Source organism: Delftia lacustris, assembly GCF_040267515.1.
Lineage (GTDB): Bacteria > Pseudomonadota > Gammaproteobacteria > Burkholderiales > Burkholderiaceae_C > Comamonas > Comamonas tsuruhatensis.
On the sequence record NZ_CP141274.1, the window covers coordinates 1,971,700 to 1,993,416 of the forward strand.

The 21,717-nt window shown below is 65.4% G+C and carries 18 protein-coding genes; 17 read left to right on the forward strand and 1 reads right to left on the reverse strand.

Going from position 1 to position 21,717, the window contains the following annotated elements:
* The first annotated feature begins 5 nt into the window (after positions 1–5).
* The 14 genes from hflC (at position 6) to U6958_RS10400 (ending at position 15,224) form a co-directional block, all read left to right on the forward strand.
* Positions 6–896, forward strand: a complete 891-nt coding sequence (hflC, locus tag U6958_RS10335; RefSeq protein ID WP_016447552.1) for a protease modulator HflC — start codon at positions 6–8, stop codon at positions 894–896.
* Positions 897–1,097: 201 nt separating this feature from the next.
* Entirely contained in the window at positions 1,098–2,246 is a 1,149-nt protein-coding gene (locus tag U6958_RS10340; protein ID WP_016447551.1) for an ATP phosphoribosyltransferase regulatory subunit, read from the forward strand.
* Between the two features lie 39 nt (positions 2,247–2,285).
* Positions 2,286–3,662 (forward strand): adenylosuccinate synthase, encoded by a 1,377-nt coding sequence (locus U6958_RS10345; protein WP_074920961.1) that lies wholly within the window; start codon positions 2,286–2,288, stop codon positions 3,660–3,662.
* A 43-nt stretch (positions 3,663–3,705) separates the two neighbouring features.
* The gene (locus U6958_RS10350; RefSeq protein ID WP_012206807.1) at positions 3,706–4,230 is read left to right on the forward strand and encodes a phosphoribosyltransferase; all 525 of its coding nucleotides are present in this window, start codon (positions 3,706–3,708) and stop codon (positions 4,228–4,230) included.
* Between the two features lie 230 nt (positions 4,231–4,460).
* Complete coding sequence (locus tag U6958_RS10355; protein ID WP_074920960.1) at positions 4,461–5,654, forward strand: beta-propeller fold lactonase family protein; 1,194 nt, start codon at positions 4,461–4,463, stop codon at positions 5,652–5,654.
* Entirely contained in the window at positions 5,654–6,472 is an 819-nt protein-coding gene (locus tag U6958_RS10360; protein ID WP_017404151.1) for a polysaccharide deacetylase family protein, read from the forward strand. Before U6958_RS10355 ends, U6958_RS10360 begins: the two co-directional genes overlap by 1 nt.
* A gap of 39 nt (positions 6,473–6,511) precedes the next feature.
* Entirely contained in the window at positions 6,512–7,492 is a 981-nt protein-coding gene (locus tag U6958_RS10365) for a sterol desaturase family protein (RefSeq protein WP_016447547.1), read from the forward strand.
* A gap of 15 nt (positions 7,493–7,507) precedes the next feature.
* Entirely contained in the window at positions 7,508–8,407 is a 900-nt protein-coding gene (locus U6958_RS10370) for an EI24 domain-containing protein (RefSeq protein ID WP_016447546.1), read from the forward strand.
* A complete protein-coding gene (locus U6958_RS10375; protein WP_016447545.1) occupies positions 8,404–9,222 on the forward strand; it encodes a molybdopterin-binding protein in 819 nt (272 codons plus the stop codon). The genes U6958_RS10370 and U6958_RS10375 overlap by 4 nt, the downstream gene beginning before the upstream one ends.
* Positions 9,223–9,447: 225 nt before the next feature.
* Complete coding sequence (gene glnA / locus U6958_RS10380; protein WP_074920959.1) at positions 9,448–10,863, forward strand: type I glutamate--ammonia ligase; 1,416 nt, start codon at positions 9,448–9,450, stop codon at positions 10,861–10,863.
* Positions 10,864–11,043: 180 nt separating this feature from the next.
* Positions 11,044–11,547, forward strand: a complete 504-nt coding sequence (locus U6958_RS10385; RefSeq protein WP_017404153.1) for a hypothetical protein — start codon at positions 11,044–11,046, stop codon at positions 11,545–11,547.
* 30 nt (positions 11,548–11,577) lie between these two features.
* Positions 11,578–12,654 (forward strand): nitrogen regulation protein NR(II), encoded by a 1,077-nt coding sequence (gene glnL / locus U6958_RS10390; protein WP_016447543.1) that lies wholly within the window; start codon positions 11,578–11,580, stop codon positions 12,652–12,654.
* 45 nt (positions 12,655–12,699) lie between these two features.
* Positions 12,700–14,268 (forward strand): nitrogen regulation protein NR(I), encoded by a 1,569-nt coding sequence (gene ntrC, locus U6958_RS10395; RefSeq protein WP_017404154.1) that lies wholly within the window; start codon positions 12,700–12,702, stop codon positions 14,266–14,268.
* Positions 14,269–14,411: 143 nt separating this feature from the next.
* The gene (locus U6958_RS10400) at positions 14,412–15,224 is read left to right on the forward strand and encodes a hypothetical protein (protein ID WP_244160442.1); all 813 of its coding nucleotides are present in this window, start codon (positions 14,412–14,414) and stop codon (positions 15,222–15,224) included.
* A 15-nt stretch (positions 15,225–15,239) separates the two neighbouring features.
* Here the strand turns inward: U6958_RS10400 and xth are convergent, their stop codons facing one another.
* A complete protein-coding gene (gene xth, locus U6958_RS10405) occupies positions 15,240–16,016 on the reverse strand; it encodes an exodeoxyribonuclease III (RefSeq protein ID WP_016451300.1) in 777 nt (258 codons plus the stop codon).
* Between the two features lie 132 nt (positions 16,017–16,148).
* Between xth and U6958_RS10410 the strand changes: the two genes are divergently transcribed.
* From U6958_RS10410 to U6958_RS10420, 3 genes are all read left to right on the forward strand, one after another.
* On the forward strand, positions 16,149–18,995 hold the full coding sequence (locus U6958_RS10410) for a site-2 protease family protein (protein WP_244160441.1): 2,847 nt from the start codon (positions 16,149–16,151) through the stop codon (positions 18,993–18,995).
* 256 nt (positions 18,996–19,251) lie between these two features.
* On the forward strand, positions 19,252–20,337 hold the full coding sequence (locus U6958_RS10415) for a fimbrial protein (RefSeq protein WP_143044499.1): 1,086 nt from the start codon (positions 19,252–19,254) through the stop codon (positions 20,335–20,337).
* A gap of 100 nt (positions 20,338–20,437) precedes the next feature.
* A complete protein-coding gene (locus tag U6958_RS10420) occupies positions 20,438–21,709 on the forward strand; it encodes an amidohydrolase family protein (RefSeq protein WP_012206794.1) in 1,272 nt (423 codons plus the stop codon).
* Positions 21,710–21,717 lie beyond the last annotated feature (8 nt).

Below are 21,717 nucleotides of genomic sequence, written 5' to 3' on the forward strand. Positions count from 1 at the left end.
CCCAAGTGAACCGAGTTGGATTTTTCATCACCAGCATTCTTCTGGCGCTGGCGCTGCTCAGCTCCATGCTGTTCGTCGTCGATCAGCGCCAGTTCGGCGTGGTCTATGCCCTGGGTCAGATCAAGGAAGTGATCACCGAGCCGGGCCTGAACATCAAGATGCCGCCGCCGTTCCAGAACGTGCGCTACATCGACAAGCGCCTGCTCACACTGGACAGCACCGACACCGAGCCCATGCTCACTGCCGAAAAGCAGCGCGTGGTCATCGACTGGTACGTGCGCTGGCGCATCTCCGATCCGTCGGAGTACATCCGCAACGTGGGCCTGGATGAGTCGGCCGGTGCCATGCAGCTCAACCGCGTGGTGCGCAACGCCTTCCAGGAGGAAATCAACCGCCGCACCGTGCGCGAGCTTCTGTCCAGCAAGCGCGACGCGCTGATGAACGACGTCAAGCGCGAAGTGCTGGAGACCGTGCGCGGCGCCAAACCCTGGGGCGTGGACGTGGTCGATGTGCGCATCACGCGCGTGGACTATGCCGAGACCATCACGGAATCGGTCTATCGTCGCATGGAGGCCGAACGCAAGCGCGTGGCCAACGAGCTGCGCTCCACCGGCGCCGCCGAAGGCGAGAAGATCCGCGCCGAGGCCGATCGCCAGCGCGAGATCACCATCGCCAACGCCTACCGCGATGCCCAGAAGCTCAAGGGCGAGGGCGATGCGGAAGCCGCCCGCACCTATGCCGACGCCTTTGGCAAGGACCCGCAGTTCGCGCAGTTCTACCGCAGCCTGGAGGCCTACAAGTCCAGCTTTGCCAAGAAGAGCGACGTGCTTGTGCTCGATCCTTCGCAGACCGACTTCTTCAAGGCCTACCGCAACGGCGGCAGCTCTGGAAAGTAAGAACGCCTGAGCGGCAACGCCGCCCGGCCCATGCACGGCGCCCCTGTTGGGGCGCCGTTTTTTCTTGCGCTGCCGCTGGCGCCCGCACACCGAATCGATTCGGAATACCGAACGCTCCTCGCGGGCCTTGGGACACCCCCAATTTGGGCTGGCCCGCAACAGCCGGTAGAATCACGTTTTTAACAGCCTCCCCCTTTTTCCATGTCTGCTTGGGTCCTGCCGGATCACATCGCCGATGTCTTGCCTTCCGAGGCCCGGCACATCGAAGAATTGCGTCGAGGCCTGCTCGATACCGCACGTGGCTATGGCTATGAACTGGTCATGCCGCCCATGCTGGAATACCTCGAATCCCTGCTCACCGGCACAGGGGAGGCGCTGGACCTGCAGACCTGCAAGCTCATCGACCAGCTGACGGGCCGCACCATGGGCCTGCGTGCCGATACCACGCAGCAGGTGGCTCGCATCGACGCCCATCTTCTCAACCGCAAGGGCCTCACGCGCCTGTGCTACTGCGGCCCCGTCGTCCATGCCCGCCCTGACCGCCCCCGCGCAACGCGCGAGCCGCTGCAGTTCGGTGCCGAAATCTACGGCCACCAGGGCATGGAAGCCGACTTGGAGGCACTGCACCTTGCGCTGGACTGCCTGCGCAGCGCGGGCGTCACCGACATCAACGTCGATCTGGCCGATGTGCGCATCGTGCGCAGCCTGCTGGCCGGCGTGATGGTGGACATGCAGGTGCTGCGCGGCGTGCATGCCGCGCTGGCCGCCAAGGATGCGAGCGAACTCGAGCGCCTCACCCGGGACTTCCCCGTCGCCTCGCGCGAAGGCCTGATGGCCTTGCTGCAGCTGTACGGCGGCATCGAGGTGCTGGACCGCGCCGAGAAGCTGCTGGCGCGCACGGCAGGCGTGCAGCCTCTGCTGGACCAGCTGCGCTGGCTGGCCCAGCGCCTGGAAGGCGTGAACGTGAGCTTTGATCTGGCCGATCTGCGCGGCTATGCCTACTACAGCGGCACGCGCTTCGCCATCTATGTTCCGGGTGCCAGCGACGCGCTGGTGCGCGGCGGCCGTTATGACGAGGTGGGCGCGGTCTTTGGCCGCAACCGGCCCGCCGCCGGCTTCAGCCTGGACATCAAGCAGCTCGTGGCCGTTGTGCCCGAGCGCCCGCTCAAGGCTGCCATCCGTGCGCCCTGGGGCGACGATCCCCAGGTGGCAGCCGCCATCGCGGCATTGCGCCGGCAGGGCGAGACCGTGGTCTGCGTGCTGCCAGGCCATGAAAGCGAAGTGGACGAGTTCCACTGCGACCGTGAGCTCGTGCAGGTTGCCGGGCAGTGGGCCGTGCAAGCCATCTGACGCATTTGTCAATTTCTTCGGATTTCATCGGATTTGAATATGAAAGCTACCAAAGGTCGCAACGTGGTCGTGGTCGGCACCCAGTGGGGTGACGAAGGCAAGGGCAAGCTGGTGGACTGGCTGACCGAAAGCGCCCAGGGCGTGGTCCGCTTCCAGGGTGGCCACAATGCGGGCCACACGCTGGTCATCAATGGTGTGAAGACCGCGCTGCACCTGATTCCCAGCGGCATCATGCGCCCCGGCGTGAAGTGCTATATCGGCAACGGCGTGGTGCTGTCGGCCGCCAAGCTGTTCGAGGAAATCGAAGGCCTGGAGAAGGCCGGCGTGCAAGTGCGCGACCGCCTGCGCGTGTCCGAAGCCTGCCCGCTGATCCTGCCCTTCCACTCGGCGCTGGACGTGGCGCGCGAAGCGGCGCGCGAGCAGGGCGGCACCGAGAAGATCGGCACCACCGGCCGTGGCATCGGCCCCGCCTACGAAGACAAGATTGCCCGCCGCGCACTGCGCGTGCAGGACCTCAAGTACCCCGAGCGCTTCGCCACCAAGCTGCGCGAACTGCTGGCCCTGCATAACCACATCCTGGTCAACGTGCTGGGTTCGAAGAACTTCACCTTCGGTGACGCGCTCCAGCCGTACATCAAGGATGGCGAAGTGCAATTCGACGCGGTGTACGAAGAGGCCATGCGCCATGCGGAGCTGCTCAAGCCCATGATGGCCGATGTCTCCCGCGAGCTGAACGCCGCGCACGCCGAAGGCGCCAACCTGCTGTTCGAAGGCGCGCAGGGCACGCTGCTGGACGTGGACCACGGCACCTATCCCTACGTCACCTCGTCCAATTGCGTCGCCGGCAATGCGGCTGCAGGCTCGGGCGTGGGCCCCGGCATGCTGCACTACATCCTGGGCATCACCAAGGCCTACTGCACCCGCGTGGGCGGCGGTCCTTTCCCCACCGAACTGGATTGGGAAAAGGAAGGCACGCCGGGCTGGCACATGAGCACCGTGGGCGCCGAAAAGGGCGTGACCACCGGCCGCTCGCGCCGCTGCGGCTGGTTCGACGCCGCGCTGCTCAAGCGCAGCGCCCAGGTCAACGGCCTGTCGGGCCTGTGCATCACCAAGCTCGACGTGCTCGACGGCCTGCAGGAACTGCTGCTGTGCGTGGGCTATGAGCTGGACGGCGAAAAGATCGACCTGCTGCCCATGGGCGCCGACGAGATCGCCCGCTGCAAGCCCATCTATGAATCCATCCCCGGCTGGACCGATTCCACCGTGGGCGTGACCGACTACGACAAGCTGCCGGCCAATGCCCGCCGCTATCTGGAGCGCATCGAGGAAGTGACGGGCGTGCCCATCGCCATGGTTTCGACCAGCCCCGACCGGGATCACACCATCCTGATGCAAAACCCCTACGCCGCCCAGTGAACTGCTGGCGTTTGAACCCCAAGATTGAACCAGGAGCCATTCCATGCTGACGGAAGACGGTCAACACCTGTATGTGAGCTACGACGAATACCACGGACTGATCGAAAAGCTCGCGATCAAAGTGCACCAGTCCGGCTGGGAATTCGACACCATTCTCTGCCTGGCCCGTGGCGGCCTGCGCCCCGGTGACATGCTCAGCCGCATCTTCGACAAGCCGCTGGCCATCATGTCCACCAGCTCCTACCGCGCCGAGGCCGGCACGGTGCAGGGCCATCTGGACATCGCGCGCTTCATCACCACGCCCAAGGGCGAGATTGCCGGTCGCGTGCTGCTGGTCGATGACCTGGCCGATTCGGGCCACACGCTGAATGCCGTGATCGCCATGCTCAAGACCAACTATCCGCCGATCACCGAGCTGCGCAGCGCCGTGATCTGGACCAAGGGCCTGTCCGCGTTCACGCCCGACTACTCGGTGGACTACCTGCCGACCAACCCCTGGATCCACCAGCCTTTCGAGCACTACGACACGCTGCGTCCCGAAAAGCTCATGGAAAAGTGGAAGATCTGAGAGCCGTTGCGCTTTCAAGGTCCTTGCCTGCAAAGGGAGCCAGCCGGCTCCCTTTGTCGTTGTGGCCTGCGTTTTCATGCGTTGTCGTCATGCCTTGATGCAAGTCATGGGTTGGCGCGCTTGTCGCGATATCTCGGGCCAACGTCGCGTAAATGTCGGTTTTTTGCACAGCTTTAAAAGCCGATGCCCTAGAGCGTCCGAGGGCTGAATGGCGCGGCTACACTGCGCAGATGCTCAGAAGGTGGTGCTTTGTGAAACGTCTTTCCGTCGGGCGCTTGGGCGCGGCTGTGGCTTTGGTTGTGGGCGGCGGTGCGCTGGCCTGGCTGGCCGTGGCGTCCCTGCCCGGATCCAAATCGGCCCGTGCGGCCTCAGCCACGCCTGCAGCCGTCCAGGCGCAGGCTGCATCGGCTCAGGCCGCTGCCGTTCCCGCCGCGCCTTCCGTGCCTGCGGCCTCTGCTGCCCCGGTAGCGCCAGTTGCGCCTGTTGCGCGTGTCACGCCGCCGCCGCAGACCCAGGGCCCCACGCCCATCTTCGTGCTCAACTCGCTCGATGCCAACATCAGCATCGTGGACCCGGTCACCTGGCAGGAGACGGCCCGCATTCCCACGGGCAAGGAGCCGCACCACCTCTACCTCACGCCTGACGAGAAATCGCTGGTCGTGGCCAATGCGCTGGGCGATACCCTGACCCTGGTCGATCCGCGCACGGGCGAGGTGCAGCGCGTGATCCGCGACATCATCGACCCCTATCACCTGCGCTTCAGCCCGGACATGAAGTGGTTCGTCACGGCGGCCAACCGCCTCAACCACATCGACATCTACCGCTGGGATGGCCAGAACCCGCAGTTGGTCAAGCGCGTGCCCACGGGCAAGACGCCCAGCCATCTCTGGATCGATGCCAGGAGCACGACCATCTATTCCACCATGCAGGACAGCGATGCCCTGGTGGCCATCGACATCGCCACGCAGACCATCAAGGCCCGCGTGCCCACCGGCCCCATGCCGGCCGATCTCTATGGCAGCCCGGACGGCACCAAGCTGTTCATCGGCCTGACCGGCAGCGATGGCGTGGAAGTGTTCGACATCACCGGCCCCGAGCCGCGCAGCGTGGCCCGCATCAAGACAGCCGCTGGCGCCCACGCCATGCGTGCCGCCGGCGATGGCCGCCACCTGTATGTGAGCAACCGCGTGGCCAACACCATCAGCAAGATCGACATGCAGACCAACCAGGTCGTGGCCAGCTACCCGGCCCCGGGAGGCCCGGACTGCATGGACGTTTCCGCCGACGGCCGCTACCTGCTGGTCAGCTCGCGCTGGGCGCGCAAGCTGTCGGTGATCGACACCGTCGAAAAGAAGGTGGTCCAGCAGGTCAAGGTCGGCAAGTCGCCCCACGGTGTCTGGACACTGGCCCACGCGCAGCGCTGATGGACCGCAGACTCTTTGCGCAATCGCTGGCTGGCGCCGCCGCCTTCAGCCTGCTGCGCCCCTCGATGGCCGCAGGGCAGGGCACGGGCTGCGCCAAGACCGTGTACCTGACGTTCGACACGGGCCACATGGGCATTGCCGACCTGGTGGCCGAGGTGCTCAAGCGCCATGGCGTGCCAGTGACCTTCTTTGCCGCCAACGAGCGCACGCAGCAAGGCGACGGCAGCCTGGGCGAGACCTGGGCGCCCTGGTGGCGCGCACGCGCCGCCGAAGGCCATGAGTTCGCCTCGCACACCTACGACCACATGTACTGGCGCGGTGATCTGCGTGCCTCGAAGAACGGTCCGGTCACGGGCTTTCGCGTGCGCCCCTCGGCCGGGCCACGCGCCAACGAGAACTTCACGGTCGATGCGGCAGGCTATTGCGACGAGATCCGCAGGGCTGCACAGCGGCTGCAGCAGATCACCGGGCGCAAGCCCCTGCCGCTGTTCCGTGCGCCCGGCGGCAAGACCTCGCCCGCGCTGCTGGACGCCGCGCGGCAGGGCGGCTACATGCATGTGGGCTGGTCCAGCGCAGGCTTTCTGGGCGACGAGCTGCCCAGCGACCGCTACCCGAATGCGCAGCTGCTGGCCCAGGCGCTCAAGAACATCCGCAGCGGCGACATCCTGCTGGCCCATCTGGGCATCTGGTCACGCAAGGACCCCTGGGCACCGGCCGTGCTGGAACCTTTGATCACGGGCCTGCTCAAGCAGGGGTTCTGCTTCCGCACGCTGCGGGAGCATCCCGACTATCGGGATTGGATAGCAAAATTCGCATGACGTCCGCGCGCGCAGCGCGGCGGGCGATGGGAGCGTGGTGTGGACTGGTGGATTCAGTGGTTCGGTAATGCGCAGCAGCGCCTGTTCGAGGGCGTTGTCCAGCCTGTGCTCTTTTGGCTGGGACAGGCCAGCCTGCTGGAGGATGCCTACGACGCCACAGGCTGGCTGCTGGTGGGCCTGCTGCAGATCTTCATCATGGTGGCCGTGATCGCGCCGCTGCAGTACTGGCGGCCAGTCGAGCCCGTTACCGACCGGCGCGCCATCCATGTGGACATCATCTATACCGTGGTGCACCGGCTGGGCCTGTTCAGGCTGGCGCTGTTCTTCACGCTGGACCCGCTGTGGGACGAGCTCATGGGCCGCCTGCATGTCTGGGGCCTGCCGAGCTTTCACCTGGACGGTGTCTGGCCCGGCGTGACCGATCTGGCCTGGGTCAGCCTGATCATCTACCTGCTGGCCTTCGACTTCCTCGACTACTGGATACACCGGGGCCAGCACAGCATCGGCTGGTGGTGGAAGCTGCATGCGCTGCACCACTCGCAGCGCCAGATGACGGTCTGGAGCGACAACCGCAATCACCTGCTCGACGATGTGATCCGCGACACCATCATCGTGCTCGTGGCCCAGTTCATCGGCGTGGCTCCAGGCCAGTTCGTGGCCATCGTGGCCTTCACCCAGCTCAGCGAGAGCTTCCAGCATGCCAACCTGCGCGTCTGGTTCGGCACCATCGGCGAGCGGCTGTGGATCAGCCCGCGCTTTCACCGCCGCCACCACGCCATCGGCATTGGCCACGAGCCCATGGCGCCCGTGCGCAACAAGAAGGCGCATGGCAACAACTTCGGCGTGCTGCTGCCCTGGTGGGACATGCTGTTCGGCACCGCCAATTTCGAGCTGCGCTTCGATCCCACCGGCGTGCGCGACCAGGTCCAGCCCAATGCCCAGGGCCAACTGCGCGACTACGGCCAGGGCTTTTGGGCCCAGCAATGGCGTGGGTTCCTAAGGTTGATGGGTCGCGCTTGAGGCTGGGCTCGGGGTATGCTTGCCGGCATGGGCTTGCTACTCGATTCCTTCTGGCGTGCGACGGCGTATTGCCTGCATAAGCGGGTGATTGCATGGTCGCTGTTTCCCCTGCTCTTCATGGCCATCACGGCCTGGCTGCTGGGTTACTTCTTCTGGGCCGATGCCGTGGTCTGGACGGAAGGAGTCCTGCAGGGCGTGGGCTGGCTGCACACGGTCTGGTCCTGGATGGGCGTGCAATCGCTGCCCGAGCTGGTGGCGCCGGTGCTGGTCGTTCTCTCGGTCACGCCGGTGCTGGTCGTGGTCTCGCTGCTGCTGGTGGCGCTGTTCATGACGCCGGCCCTGGTCGAGCTGGTGGCGCAACGGCGCTTTCCGGCACTCGAGCGCAGGCAGGGTGCCACCCTGATCGGCAGCCTGCTGTGGTCGGCCGGCTCCTCGCTGATCGCCCTGATCGCGTTGCTGGTATCGGTTCCATTGTGGTTCGTGCCTCCCCTGGTGGTGGTGATCCCCCCGCTGATCTGGGGCTGGCTGACCTACCGCGTCATGGCCTTCGACGCGCTGTCTGCCCACGCCAGCAAGCCAGAACGCCGCAGCCTGTTCCTGCGCCACCGCCTGGCGCTGATGCTCATGGGCGTGGTCTGTGGCTACCTGGGGGCGGCTCCGGCCATTGTCTGGGCCTCGGGCGTGGTCTTCGTTGCAGCCTTCTGGATACTGATTCCGGTGGCCATCTGGATCTATGCGCTGATCTTCGCCTTCTCCTCGCTGTGGTTTGCCCATTTCTGCCTGGCGGCGCTGCAGCGCATGCGCGAGGAGGAGCCGGCGCTGCCCGAAGCACCCATCATTCCCTACGCTCCCGACGCGCCGCAAGGCTCCGGCACAGCCCCTGTTCCCCCCACCCCGCAAGAAAAGACCACATGACCCTTCAAGTTGGCGCACTCATCATCGGAGACGAAATCCTGTCGGGCAAGCGTGCCGACAAGCACCTTCCCAAGCTGATCGAGCTGCTGGGCGCGCGTGGCCTGTCCCTGGCCCATGCCGAGTACGTGGGTGACGATAGGGCACGCATCACCGACGCCCTGCGCCGCGCCTTCGCATCGCAGGCCGTGGTCTTCAGCTTTGGCGGGATAGGCGCCACGCCCGACGACCACACGCGCCAATGCGCAGCCGAGGCCCTGGGCGTGCCGCTGGCCCTGCACCCGGAAGCCGTGGCCCTGATCCGCGAACGCATGCGCGATGTGGCCACCGAGGAAGGCAAGCCCTACGAGCCCCAGCGGGCCGACAACCTGCACCGGCTGCAGATGGGCAACTTCCCCGAAGGCGCGCGCATCATCCCCAACGTCTACAACAAGATCCCGGGCTTTTCCTGTTCGGGCGCCAGCGGCACGGTGCACTTCGTGCCCGGTTTCCCTGTCATGGCCTGGCCCATGGTCGAGTGGGTGCTGGAGCAGCGCTACGCCAAGCATTTCCACAGCACGGTGCAGCGGGAGCATTCGGTCATCGTCTACGGCGGCATGGAAGCCACGCTGACGCCGCTGATGGTGGCCATAGAGCGCGACCACCCGGGCGTCAAGGTGTTCAGCCTGCCCAGCGTGGATGATTCCAAGCACGGCCGGCACATAGAACTTGGTGTCAAGGGCGAAGCTGGTGCCGTCACCAAGGCCTGGCCCACGCTGCTGGAAGGTCTGCACTCATTTGGTGCAAGTCTCGGCCCTGAATTGGTGCGCAATATCTGATTTGCGGCCCTTCATCCAAATCTGCACCGATTTGGTGAGTGGGCACTCGGGCCGGGCCAGGCTGCAATGTCATCCACAACGCCCACGCAAGGCGGCAGAATCACGGGGCTGGCGCGCCAAGCAGGTGCCAGTCTGCGGGCATGCACTCAATGGATGCAGCCTGGCACGCAAACTGCTTAAGAGTATTTATCTTTTTTGATCAGCCAGATTGGCAGGAGAGATCTGATGGCAAAGACCGTTGCAGACGTGTTGAACATGGTGAAGGAGAACGAGGTCAAATTCGTGGACCTTCGTTTTACGGACACCCGTGGCAAGGAGCAGCACGTCACGGTGCCGGTGTCGCACTTCGACGAAGACAAGTTCACCTCGGGCCACGCCTTCGACGGCTCGTCGGTGGCAGGCTGGAAGGGCATTGAAGCATCGGACATGCAACTGATGCCCGATCCCGCCACCGCGAACATCGACCCCTTCTTTGAAGAGACCACGCTGTTCCTGCAGTGCGATGTGATCGAACCCGGCGATGGCAAGGCCTACGACCGCGATCCCCGCTCGGTGGCCAAGCGTGCCGAAGCCTATCTGAAGGCCTCGGGCCTGGGCGATACCGCCTACTTCGGTCCCGAACCTGAATTCTTCATCTTCGACGGCGTGCGCTGGAACACCGAACCCGGCAGCACCTTCTACGAAATCGAAGAGTACGAAGCCCCCTGGAATTCCGGCGCCAAGTTCGAGTCCGGCAACCGCGGCCACCGTCCGCGCAACAAGGGCGGCTACTTCCCCGTGCCGCCCGTGGACAGCACCCAGGACCTGCGCGCCGAGATGGTGCTGCTGCTCGAGCAGCTGGGCATTCCCGTCGAAGTGTTCCACCACGAAGTGGCTGGCGCCGGCCAGAACGAGATCGGCACCAAGTTCTCGACCCTGGTGGAGCGCGCCGACTGGACACAGGTCATGAAGTACGTGATCTGGAACGTGGCCAACACCTACGGCAAGACCGCCACCTTCATGCCCAAGCCCTATCTGGGCGACAACGGCTCCGGCATGCACGTGCACCAGTCCGTCTGGAAGGATGGCAAGAACCTGTTCGCAGGGGACGGCTATGCCGGCCTGTCCGACTTCGCGCTGTACTACATCGGCGGCATCATCAAGCACGCCCGTGCCCTGAACGCCATCACCAACCCCGGCACCAACAGCTACAAGCGCCTGGTGCCCGGCTTCGAGGCTCCGGTCAAGCTGGCCTACTCGGCCAAGAACCGCTCGGCATCGATCCGCATCCCCTACGTGGCCAACCCCAAGGGCCGCCGCGTCGAGGCACGCTTCCCCGATCCGCTGATGAACCCCTACCTGGGCTTCTCGGCCCTGCTGATGGCGGGTCTGGACGGCGTGGAAAACAAGATCCATCCCGGCGAAGCCGCGACCAAGGATCTGTACCACCTGCCCCCGGAAGAGGACAAGCTGGTGCCCACGGTCTGCCACAGCCTGGACCAGGCCCTGGAAGCACTGGACGCAGACCGTTCGTTCCTGACCAAGGGCGGCGTGTTCTCGGACAGCATGCTCGATGCCTACATCGAGCTGAAGATGGGCGAAGTGACCCGTTACCGTCAGGCCGTGCACCCGGTCGAGTACGACATGTACTTCTCGCTGTAAGGCGGGTCGGCAAAAAGGCGGCGCAAGCCGCCTTTTTTGCTTTCGGCCAGGACCTGGGTATGCTGGGCGCGGAACCAAAAGGGGTTGTCCCGCTCAAGAAATGACGTCCAGCCCGGAAGATGGAGCGATACTTGCCCGGACAAGCCGGGCCCTTCCGATCTGGCTACCCGAGGGAATGGAATGAAGAAACTGTTTGTGTCGCTGCTGCTGCCGCTGCTGTCGGCAGGAGCCTGGTCCCAGGACGTGATCTACCGCTGCGGCAACGAGTACACCAACAACGTCAGCCAGGCCAAGGCCAAGGACTGCAAGCCGGTGGACGGCGGGCATGTGACGGTGATCCATGGCGGCAGCAAGCCGGCGGCCTCGGGCGGCGGCCAGGCACCGCGCACCTCCGCCGCTCCTGCGGCAGGATCGCCCGCTCCGGCCAAGGTCAACAGCAGCGCCCAGAAGGCCCGCGACTCCGATGCGCGGACCATCCTCGAAAGCGAGCTGGCCCGCGCCCAGGAGAAGCTGACACAGCTGCGTCAGGAGTACAACGATGGCAATCCCCAGCGCACCGCATTGGAGTTGCGCAATCCCCAGGGCTATCTGGAACGTGTCGAGCAGCTCAAGAGCAGCATCTCGCGGCAGGAAGGCGATGTCGCCGGCATCCGCCGCGAACTGGATCGACTTCCCAAGAACTGACGGGCCCGAGCGGCCCATGCGAGCCCGGCCATGATCCAGGACGACCGGCCGGCGCCCCCGGCCTCCTATCAGGCGCTTGATCTGCTGTGCACGCTGATGACCGTGCTCGACGAGCAAGGCGCCGTGCTTTTCGCCAACGCGGCCCTTGAGAACGCACTGGGCCTGTCGCGCCGCATGCTCGAAGGCAGCGAGCTGGCAGCCTGCTTCACCGAGCCGGCCTTGCTGGACAAGGCCTTGCGCGGCGCCCAGGACAACGACTTCGCCGCCCTGCGCTTCGAGGCCAGCCTGCACCGCGTGGGGGGCGATGCGCTTCCTGTGCACGTCACGGTTTCCCTGGCCGAGCGGCCCGGCCATGTGCTGGTGGAGTTCTGGCCGCTGGAGCAGCAGGCACGCCAGGACCGCGAGGAGCGTTTGCGCGAGCAGGCCCAGGCGCACAAGGAGCTGATCCGCAACCTGGCCCACGAGATCAAGAACCCGCTGGGCGGCATCCGTGGCGCGGCCCAGCTGCTGCAGATGGATCTGGACGCGCCCGAGCTGCGCGAGTACACCGAAGTCATCATCCACGAGGCCGACCGTCTGCAGGCGCTGGTCGACCGGCTGCTGGCGCCGCACCGCCATCCGCACGAGGTCGGTGACGTCAACATCCACGAAGTCTGCGAGCGCGTGCGTTCGCTGGTGCTGGTCGAGCATCCTGCAGGGCTGACCATTACGCGCGACTACGACATCTCCATTCCCGAGTTCCGGGGCGACAGCGCACAGCTGATCCAGGCCGTGCTCAACATCGTCCAGAACGCGGCGCAGGCCTTGCACGAACGCATCGCGGCCGGCGATGCCGAGATCATTTTGAGAACCCGTGTGGCGCGCCAGGTAACTTTTGGTCGCCAACGCTACCGGTTGGCATTGGAATTGCATGTGATCGACAACGGGCCAGGCGTTCCCGATGCCATCAAGGAGCGGATCTTCTATCCGCTGGTATCGGGAAGGGATGGCGGTTCGGGACTGGGGCTGACGCTGGCGCAGACCTTCGTGCAGCGCCACCAGGGGCTGATCGAATGTGAAAGCCAGCCGGGCCGCACGGATTTCCGCATCCTCATTCCCCTGCCTTGAGGCCCACGGAAGTCAACACTGCAACAAGGGAAGGAAGCACCACCAATGAAACCGATCTGGATCGTGGATGATGACCCTTCCATCCGCTTCGTGCTGGAAAAGGCACTGGGCCGGGAAGGCTGGGCAACGCGCAGCTTCGTTCAGGCGCGCGACGTGCTCACGGCACTGTCCGATGTCGATGCCAGCGACCCGGCGCGCCAGCCACCACAGGTGCTGGTCAGCGATATCCGCATGCCCGGCGGCTCCGGCCTGGAACTGCTCGAGCAGATCCGCGCCCAGCAGCCGGGCCTGCCCGTCATCATCATGACCGCGTACTCCGACCTGGACAGTGCCGTCTCGGCCTTCCAGCGCGGAGCCTTCGAGTACCTGCCCAAACCCTTCGACCTGCCCAAGGCGGTGGAACTCATCCGCCGCGCCGTCGAGGAAAGCCTGCGCGAGGACGTGGCCGAGGCACAGGCCCCGCTGCAGGCCGAGATGCTGGGCCAGGCGCCTGCCATGCAGGACGTCTTTCGCGCCATCGGCCGGCTCAGCCAGAGCCAGGTCACGGTGCTGGTCACGGGCGAGTCGGGCTCGGGCAAGGAACTGGTGGCGCGCGCGCTGCACAAGCACTCGCCCGTGGCGGGCGGCCCCTTCGTGGCCATCAACACCGCCGCCATCCCCAAGGACCTGCTGGAGTCCGAACTGTTCGGCCACGAGCGCGGCGCCTTCACGGGCGCACAGACCCAGCGGCGCGGCCGCTTCGAGCAGGCCGAGGGCGGCACGCTCTTTCTCGATGAAATCGGCGACATGCCTTTCGACCTGCAGACGCGCCTGCTGCGTGTGCTGTCGGACGGGCATTTCTACCGCGTGGGCGGCCACCAGGCCGTCAAGGCACATGTGCGCGTCATCGCCGCCACCCACCAGGACCTGGAGCAGCGCGTGCGCAACGGCGCCTTCCGCGAGGATCTGTTCCACCGTCTCAACGTCATCCGCCTGCGCCTGCCCGCGCTGCGCGAGCGCAACGAAGACGTGCCCATGCTGGCACGCCACTTCCTGCAGCAAAGCGCGCGGCAGCTGGGCGTGGAGCCCAAGCGCATGGGGGTCGATGCCATGCAGCGGCTGCAGTCGTTCGCCTTTCCCGGCAACGTGCGCCAGCTGGAGAACATCTGCCACTGGCTGACCGTCATGGCGCCAGCCCAGGTCATCTCGGTCAAGGACCTGCCTCCCGAGGTGCTGGGCGAGGCCGCGCCACCCGTGGGCGGCGGCAATGCCGGCGTGCCCGCACCGGTGGTGCTGTCGCATGCGCCGGCCGTGGCGGAAGAGGGAGTGGGCCGCATCGCCATGCCAGCCCCGTCGCTGGCCCAGCCGCATGACGGGGGGCTGGCCACGTCCGACCTGGACTGGGTGCATCTGCTGGGGCAGCAGGCGCGCCAGCTGCTGGAGCACACCCAGGCCCACGGTCATGGCGAGGTCTGGGACCAGCTGTCCCGCCGCTTCGAGGCGCAGTTGATCCGCTCGGCCCTGGCCGTCACCCACGGCCGCCGGGTCGAGGCCGCCCAGCGCCTGGGCATTGGCCGCAACACCATCACCCGCAAGTTGCAGGAGCTGGGCATGGACGAGGACGCCTTCGAGTAAGGCAAGCCGGCGGGCGGCCGGGCCCTTGCCTTGGCAAGGGTCCGGCTCCTACAGGCCGGCGCCCGGGGTGCTGACGGGCCGGGCCGCCCGGGCTGGGGACAATGGAGTCCTCTTCGCTGGAACGGCCTACGTCCCGACCTATCGTGCCCACAGTCCTCTCCAACCTCTGGCAAAAGGCCAAACCCGCCCGCCCGGGCGTGATGTACCCATCGACACCGCGCAAGCTCGGCGAGCCGGTCGATGCGTACTGGCATGACCGCTATTTCCTGGAGCCGTACTTCGTGCCGGGGCGCGGCTACGACCAATACCGGCCCGCCTATGCACTGGGCTGGAAGGCTTCCCTGTCGCCGGAACACGCGCAGCAGGATTTCGAGTCCGCAGAAGCCCGGCTGGAAGAACGCTGGGAGCAGGAACGGGGTGGCAGCCTGCTGCACTGGAACCAGGTGCGTGAGGCCGTGGAGGCCTCCTGGCTGCAGGCGCGCCGGCGCACGCCCGCACAGCCTGCGGCTTCCACGCTGGAACTGCAGACCACGGCGCTGCTCAATGCCGTGCTGGCCCTGGGTCGCCAGGCCCATGTCCGGTTGGGCGAATGCATGGATCCCATGCCCCAGGGACTGATAGGCCAGGTACTGGCGCGCCACTTCAATGCCAGCCAGGTCTTGGTCGATGACCTGGAACGCGCCATCGACGCCAACGGCGGCGTGGTGCTGCCCGTGCGCGACAGCCGTGCCGCACTGCGTCGCAACGCCTTCTGGGACGGGCTGCTGGGCAGGGAAGAGGGCGCGGACTACGTGCTGGACCAGGCCGAGTCCTGCCAGCAGCAATGGCTGAGCGCCTATGAAGCCGCCGAGCAGGCACGCCTGCCCAGGGCGCTCAGCGAGATTCTCCACCGCCAGTCCCTGATGCTGCGCGGCCATATCGAGGCCATCCACTGGCTGCGCAGCTACATGCTGTAGCGCAAGTCCGAAAACCTAGCCCAATGTCACGACGACCGGCGCATGGTCGCTGGGCTGCGGATTCTTGCGCGGCGCGCGGTCCACGATGCAGGCGGTGACGCTGGGACGCAAGGCCTCGCTGACCAGGATGTGGTCGATGCGCAGGCCCCGGTTCTTCTGGAAACCCAGCATCCGGTAGTCCCACCACGAATAGCTTTTCTCGGGCTGGTCGAACATGCGGAAGGCATCGGTCAGGCCCAGCTGCAGCAGCGCCTGGAAATGCGTGCGCTCTTCCACCGTGTGGTGGATCGTGTCCTTCAGGCCGATGGGATCGTAGGAGTCGCGGTCCTCGGGGGCCACGTTGAAGTCGCCCACCAGCACCAGGCGCGGATGGGCTGCCATCTCGCTTTTCACCCAGTCCTGTAGCGCCTGCAGCCAGCGCATCTTGTAGGCGAACTTGTCGGTGCCCGGCGCCTGCCCATTGACGAAGTAGCCGTTGATCAGGCGCACCGGGCCGCCTTCGGCATCGAGGGTGGCGGCAATGATGCGGGCCTGCTCGTCATCCAGGCCCGGGATATTGCGCACCACGTCGTGCACCGGCGTGCGCGTCAGCCAGGCCACGCCGTTGTAGGTCTTCTGTCCATGGCTGACCGCGTGGTAGCCGGCCTCCTGCAGCGCCTGCAGCGGAAACTTGTCGTCGGTGAGCTTGAGCTCCTGCAGCGCCAGCGCATCGACAGGATTGGCCTGCAGCCAGGCCAGCACCTGCGGCAGGCGCACGGACAGGGAATTGACGTTCCAGGTGGCGATTTTCATTTGAAGAATGGTCCTTTGATTTGATTGTCGCATCACGGGTGGCAAGGCTACGATCCCGATGCTGATCTGCCTGGAGGAGCTTTTGGGAGGGCACATCAGAACCGTCACACTCCATCGACAAGACTATTCAAGATGATGAACTGGCTCTCACAAGCCGCGCCCTGGCTGGCGCTGCTGGGCGCGATTCCCTTGCTGTATGCGCTCTCGCTGCTGCTGGCCACTTTGAACTGCATGCGCCTGCGCCTGCGTGCTGCGCCCATGGCCGTGGTGGAGCGCCAGGCACTGGAGCCCGAATCACGGGCGGTGCTGGATGCCATGCGGCCGGAGTTGCAAGCCTTGGGCTTCACCTGGTGTGCCAGCCTGCAGGGCACGCATCCGCAGGCCATGGATCCCGACCTTCCTCTGGAGGTGGACTTGTTCGTCCATGCCGACGGGCGGGCCTGGGCGATGGTCCAGGCCGAACAGGCGGGAAGCGCCAGGCATGGCCGCACCGTGGGCTCCGTGACCTGGCTCACATTCTTTGCCGACGGGCGCAATTGGATGGGCTTCAATGGCCTACCTCAGACAAGCCTGCCTGCGCCGCCCGGCTGGACCTACCTGGACGATGCCCAGCCCGATACCGCATCGGCCTGGGTCGCCTACGCCGAGCGCCTGTCCGGCGACCGGGCTCCCGTGGTCCAGGGCCTTGACCAGGCGGTACAGCGCCTGGATGAGTGGGGCCGGAGCCAAGTCCCTGCACTGGTGGCCCAGGGCCGTGCGCTGCCTGCCGGGCCCGGGTTCTGGCGGCTCAGCTGGCGCGAGTCGCTGCGGCTGGCCTGGCGCGCCTTGCGCCAGGTGCGCAAGGAAGACAGGGCGGGGCCCGCCAGCCCATCTGCCGGTGCATGCCTTCATGGGCCGCAGGTCCGGCAAGTGTCCGAGGCGCTGCGCTTTCGCTACCAGAAAGCCGTGCAGCGCGGGCTGGGCATGGCGCACAACCGCCACCGCAGTTTCTGGATCACGGCGGCGCTGTTCCTGGCAGCAGGCGCCGTGCTGTTTTCATGGGACATGGCGTGGATGCTTCTGGTGGTGATCGCCGTGCATGAAGGAGGGCATTGGCTGGCCATGCGCTGGGCGGGCTACCAGCGGCAATCCGTCTTCTTCATTCCTGGCCTGGGCGGCATGGCCACCGGAGAAAAGGCGGATGCCACGCCGCTGCAAAAAGTGGGCGTCTATCTGGCCGGTCCCATGCCTGGGCTGTTGCTGGCTGTGGGAGCGCTGGCTGCCGTAGGCTGGGGCCTGCTCCCGCAGCCACCCGCCTGGACCATGCAATTGCTGCTGCTGACCCTGGTCGTCAACGCATTCAACCTGTTGCCCCTCACGCCTTTGGATGGCGGCCGCGTGGTGGAGAGCCTGCTGTTCGCTCGCCTGCCCGCAATGCGGCTGGTGTTTGCACTGGCGGGCATGGCCGCGCTGGGTGGGCTGGCCTGGTTCAGCCGGGACCCCCTGATCTCCATCCTCACCGGCGTGCTGCTGATGGGGCTGCCATGGCAATGGCGTGTGATGCAACTGGAGCGGGCCGTGCATCGCACCCTGCACACGCTTCCTCAACAGGAGGCATGCCAGGCCCCGGTCAGCGAGGCCGATGCCGTACACCGCGCATTCGGCGTGCTGCAGCAACCCGCTTTTGCGCGCTGGCCCTTTGTCCGGCGCGCGGCCGCTGCAGGCGCACTGCTGCCCTCCTTGCAATCGCGTGCGCCCGGTTGGGCCGAAGGCGCAGCGGGCCTGGCAATCTACCTGGCCTGCCTGCTGCTGCCGGTGGCCATGGTCATGGGCATTCATCAAGCTGCGCCGCAGGGGCGGCAGGTTCTTGCTGCGCTGTGGGATGTGGAGCTGTCTCCCCGCCGTGATTACGTACCGGAGCAGCACCTGGCCGCGATCGAGGCCCGCCTGGCCCAGGCCGACCAACTGCCCCCGTCTGCCCAAGAGCAACGGGTGGAGATCTACCTGGAAGCCGCCGGGGAACTGCAACTCATGGACGACCATCCTCTGGCCGAGGCGCGCGCCAAAGCACTTTACCAATCGGCCTGGGCGATGACGCAGTCCAGGGCACAGAGTGATCTGCAGCGTGCCCTTGCATTGAAAGGCATGGCCGACACGGCGGATACCGCCGAGCAGGCAACGAATTTGCGCCAGCGACTGGTGGCCGACCTGCAGGACGTGCCAGGCCCTGCACGCCGGGTGCTGGCCAGCGTGCAGGAAGTTCTTGCGTTCTGGGGACCGCCTGATCAGACCGTGGCGCAAAGGCTTGATCGGATGGTGCAAGCCGTGGAGATCCGCCGCGCCGACGCCGATGCGCCGGACGATTTCCTGCTGCTGCACGCGCGCATCAAGCTCGCCCGGTTGCTGGATGCCAGCGGCCACCCCGAAGCGGCGCAAGCCCAGTTACAGGCCAATGTGATCGCGCTCCAGGCCGCGCTTCAGGCAGCGCCGCAAGCTGCACATGCCGTGACTGCGGATTCGGCTCAGCGCCGTGAATGGAAAATCTTCTCATTGATGCAGGCCGAAACCCTGCATGCTCGGTTCATGGCCGAGCACGGCCAGACTGGCGCTGCCGTGGCACTGGCCCGCCAAAGCGTGGAGCGCACCCCGCCGAAGAAGGCCGGCCACTACGCCTCCCAGGACAGCTGGATCGCCTGGCTCTGGATTGCCATAGGCATGGGTGATGCCGCTGAAGTGCGCCAGGCCCTGGCGCAACAACTGCCTGCACCCCGTGCATATGCCGAAATCGGAATCGCCCAGGCCCGGCTGGCCGCCGCGCAACTGCTGAACGACGATGCCCTGCGCCTGCAGGCACTGGCCGCGCTGCAACCGCTGTCCCAGGCGCACCACGTTGCGCTTTGCAGGCGCCCGCGCGTGGCGCGCGACCTTCATAGCGACTGGCAAAACCTGGAGCGCAGGCTCCAGCACGAGTCTGCGCAGGCCGCAGGACTGTGCCCCTGATAGGTATCGTCGGGGAGGGCGCGCGCATGCCGGCAGCGCAGGGCCAGCTATCCGCAGGCCCTGATGAAACCCAACCGAAAGAGAGAGCGCCGGGCCCTGCCCGCAGCATACGCAAATGCTTGATCTACTCGTCATTCACGCCACGCTGCCCGATGGCCGCCAGGACATGTCCATCGCCTGCCTCGCCACGACCTTCATGGCACCGGGCAGACCTTGAATCAGATTGATCTGATTTCATCTCGGATGAAAGGTCCCTATGATTGAAAATTTACCAAGGAAATGCGGCCTTGGAATTTTTTATTATCCGGAGGTATTCAAAATGCATATATTCGCAGGTGCTTTTTGCAGAATAAACAAGGCTGTCATGATATTTATTTTGGCAATGATGGCCACCTCCGCATGGTCCCAATGCGAAATTAAAGATACAAGTGATGGGGCAGGCTATTACAAGTATGTGTTCAGTAATTTCAATCCCCCAGAATTCAATCCCACTGTGGCCAAGAACACGGTGATTTACTCAAAAGCCGCTGTGGCGGTACTGAGTAATGGGGTTGGCAAGAGATTGATGAATTGTAAGCAACGGGTCATGGGCTATAGCGTAGGTAAATCTACACCAGTCAATAATATATACCCGACGACAGTCGAGGGTATTGGAATGAGGGTTTCGACTATACATGGTGCTGCGCCTGTAAGTACTTCGGAGCATTCCGATCACCCCGGATCTTTTGCATATCAATTTTCCGATGTCAAAGTTGAGTTGATCAAGACCGCAGATGGCGATATCACTGCAGGTGGCGTGCTGGACAGCGATTTCCTGTACGAACGCGCGACTGATGCATCTGGCCAGATTCTCGCTCAATACAGCTTTTCCTCGCCCGTCGTCCTCCGGCCCAGGGTGCCCACTTGTACCCCACAGGCGCCGGAGCCCGTGCGCATGGCCCAGACTGTCGCTCCAAAACTCACCTCAATCGGCTCAACCGGTGCTCCCCGCTCCTTCCTCATCTCGTTGTTGTGCAAGGGCGGCATTCCAGGTTCGTTGACCAACGCCTATGTCACCCTGACGGATGTGGCAAATCCTGGAAATATCGGGAATGCTCTGACCCTGTCGAAAACCTCGGTGGCAAAAGGTGTGGGTGTGCAGATCCGCAAGGATGACCAGATACTGGGCTTTGGCCCGGACTCCAATGCCGCCGGCAACAGGAATCAATGGTTTGCAGGGTCTGTTGCCTACGGGCAGGAGCGGTTGGATATCCCGCTGACGGCGCGCTATGTCAAGACCGGAGAGAACGTGACCATAGGCAGTGCCAATGCGGCGGCGACCTTCACCATCAGCTACCAGTAGTTCCCCCTGATCCCTTGCGCTTTCGGTCTGACCGCTGCCAGGCCATTCAGCGTGGTCAGGCAAGTCTGCGGGTGCGCGGCCATGCCCGCAGAATACGCAGATGCTTGATCTACTCGTCATTCACGCCACGCTGCCCGACGGCCGCCAGGACATGTCCATCGCCGTGCAGGGCGGGCGCATCGTCGAGGTCGCGGCCGGTCTTTCGGCGCCAGCCCACCAAGTGGTCGATGCGCAGCACCAGCTGGTCTCGCCGCCCTTCGTCGATCCGCATTTCCATATGGATGCCACGCTGAGCCACGGTCTGCCGCGCGTCAACCGCAGCGGCACGCTGCTGGAGGGCATAGCGCTGTGGGGCGAGCTCAAGCCGCTGCTCACGGCCGAGGCGCTGATCTCGCGCGCGCTGGAGTATTGCGACTGGGCGGCGGCCAAGGGGCTGCAGGCCATCCGCAGCCATGTGGATACCAGCGATGCCCGCCTGCTGGCCGTCGATGCGTTGCTGGAGGTCAAGCGCCAGGTGGCTCCCTATATCGACCTGCAGCTGGTGGCGTTTCCGCAGGACGGCGTGCTGCGCTCGCCCGGCGGCGTCGCCAACCTGCGGCGGGCGCTGGACAAGGGCGTGGACGTGGTGGGCGGCATTCCCCACTTCGAGCGCACCATGGCCGAGGGTGCCGACAGCGTCAGGCTGCTGTGCGAGCTGGCGGCCGAGCGCGGCCTGCTGGTGGACATGCACTGCGACGAGTCCGACGACCCGCTGTCGCGCCACATCGAAACCCTGGCCTTCGAGGCGCAGCGCCTGGGCCTGCAGGGCCGCGTCACGGGCTCGCACTGCACCTCCATGCACAGCATGGACAACTACTACGTGAGCAAGCTGCTGCCGCTGATCGCCGAAAGCGGCGTGGCCGTGATTGCCAATCCGCTGATCAACATCACGCTGCAGGGCCGCCAGGACAGCTATCCCAAGCGCCGCGGCATGACGCGCGTGCCCGAGCTGCTGGCCGCAGGCGTCAACGTGGCCTTCGGCCATGACTGCGTGATGGACCCCTGGTACGGCATGGGCTCGGGCGACATGCTGGAGGTCGCCCACATGGGCCTGCATGTGGCGCAGATGACCAGCCAGGACGGCATGCGCGACTGCTTCGACGCCGTGACCACGCGCGCGGCGCGTGTGATGCACCTGGACGGCTATGGCATCGAGGCCGGCTGCGATGCCAGCTTCGTGCTGCTGCAGGCGCGCGATGCGGCCGAGGCGATACGGCTGCGCGCCACGCGCCTGAAGGTGTTCCGCAAGGGCCGGTTGCTGGCCGAGGCGCCTGCTGCAACGGCTGCGCTGCATCTGCCGGGCCGCCCGGCAAGAATCGACTGGCGCCGCTGAACCGGCGC

Coding starts and splice junctions, on each gene's coding strand:
- U6958_RS10385 (WP_017404153.1), top strand. CDS start 11,044: ATGAAGAAACTGTTTGTGTCGCTGCTGCTGCCGCTGCTGTCGGCAGGA.
- glnL (WP_016447543.1), top strand. CDS start 11,578: ATGATCCAGGACGACCGGCCGGCGCCCCCGGCCTCCTATCAGGCGCTT.
- U6958_RS10415 (WP_143044499.1), top strand. CDS start 19,252: ATGATTGAAAATTTACCAAGGAAATGCGGCCTTGGAATTTTTTATTAT.
- U6958_RS10350 (WP_012206807.1), top strand. CDS start 3,706: ATGCTGACGGAAGACGGTCAACACCTGTATGTGAGCTACGACGAATAC.
- U6958_RS10340 (WP_016447551.1), top strand. CDS start 1,098: ATGTCTGCTTGGGTCCTGCCGGATCACATCGCCGATGTCTTGCCTTCC.
- U6958_RS10410 (WP_244160441.1), top strand. CDS start 16,149: ATGATGAACTGGCTCTCACAAGCCGCGCCCTGGCTGGCGCTGCTGGGC.
- xth (WP_016451300.1), bottom strand. CDS start 16,016: ATGAAAATCGCCACCTGGAACGTCAATTCCCTGTCCGTGCGCCTGCCG.
- U6958_RS10355 (WP_074920960.1), top strand. CDS start 4,461: ATGCTCAGAAGGTGGTGCTTTGTGAAACGTCTTTCCGTCGGGCGCTTG.
- U6958_RS10345 (WP_074920961.1), top strand. CDS start 2,286: ATGAAAGCTACCAAAGGTCGCAACGTGGTCGTGGTCGGCACCCAGTGG.
- U6958_RS10375 (WP_016447545.1), top strand. CDS start 8,404: ATGACCCTTCAAGTTGGCGCACTCATCATCGGAGACGAAATCCTGTCG.
- glnA (WP_074920959.1), top strand. CDS start 9,448: ATGGCAAAGACCGTTGCAGACGTGTTGAACATGGTGAAGGAGAACGAG.
- U6958_RS10370 (WP_016447546.1), top strand. CDS start 7,508: ATGCTTGCCGGCATGGGCTTGCTACTCGATTCCTTCTGGCGTGCGACG.
- U6958_RS10420 (WP_012206794.1), top strand. CDS start 20,438: ATGCTTGATCTACTCGTCATTCACGCCACGCTGCCCGACGGCCGCCAG.
- ntrC (WP_017404154.1), top strand. CDS start 12,700: ATGAAACCGATCTGGATCGTGGATGATGACCCTTCCATCCGCTTCGTG.
- U6958_RS10360 (WP_017404151.1), top strand. CDS start 5,654: ATGGACCGCAGACTCTTTGCGCAATCGCTGGCTGGCGCCGCCGCCTTC.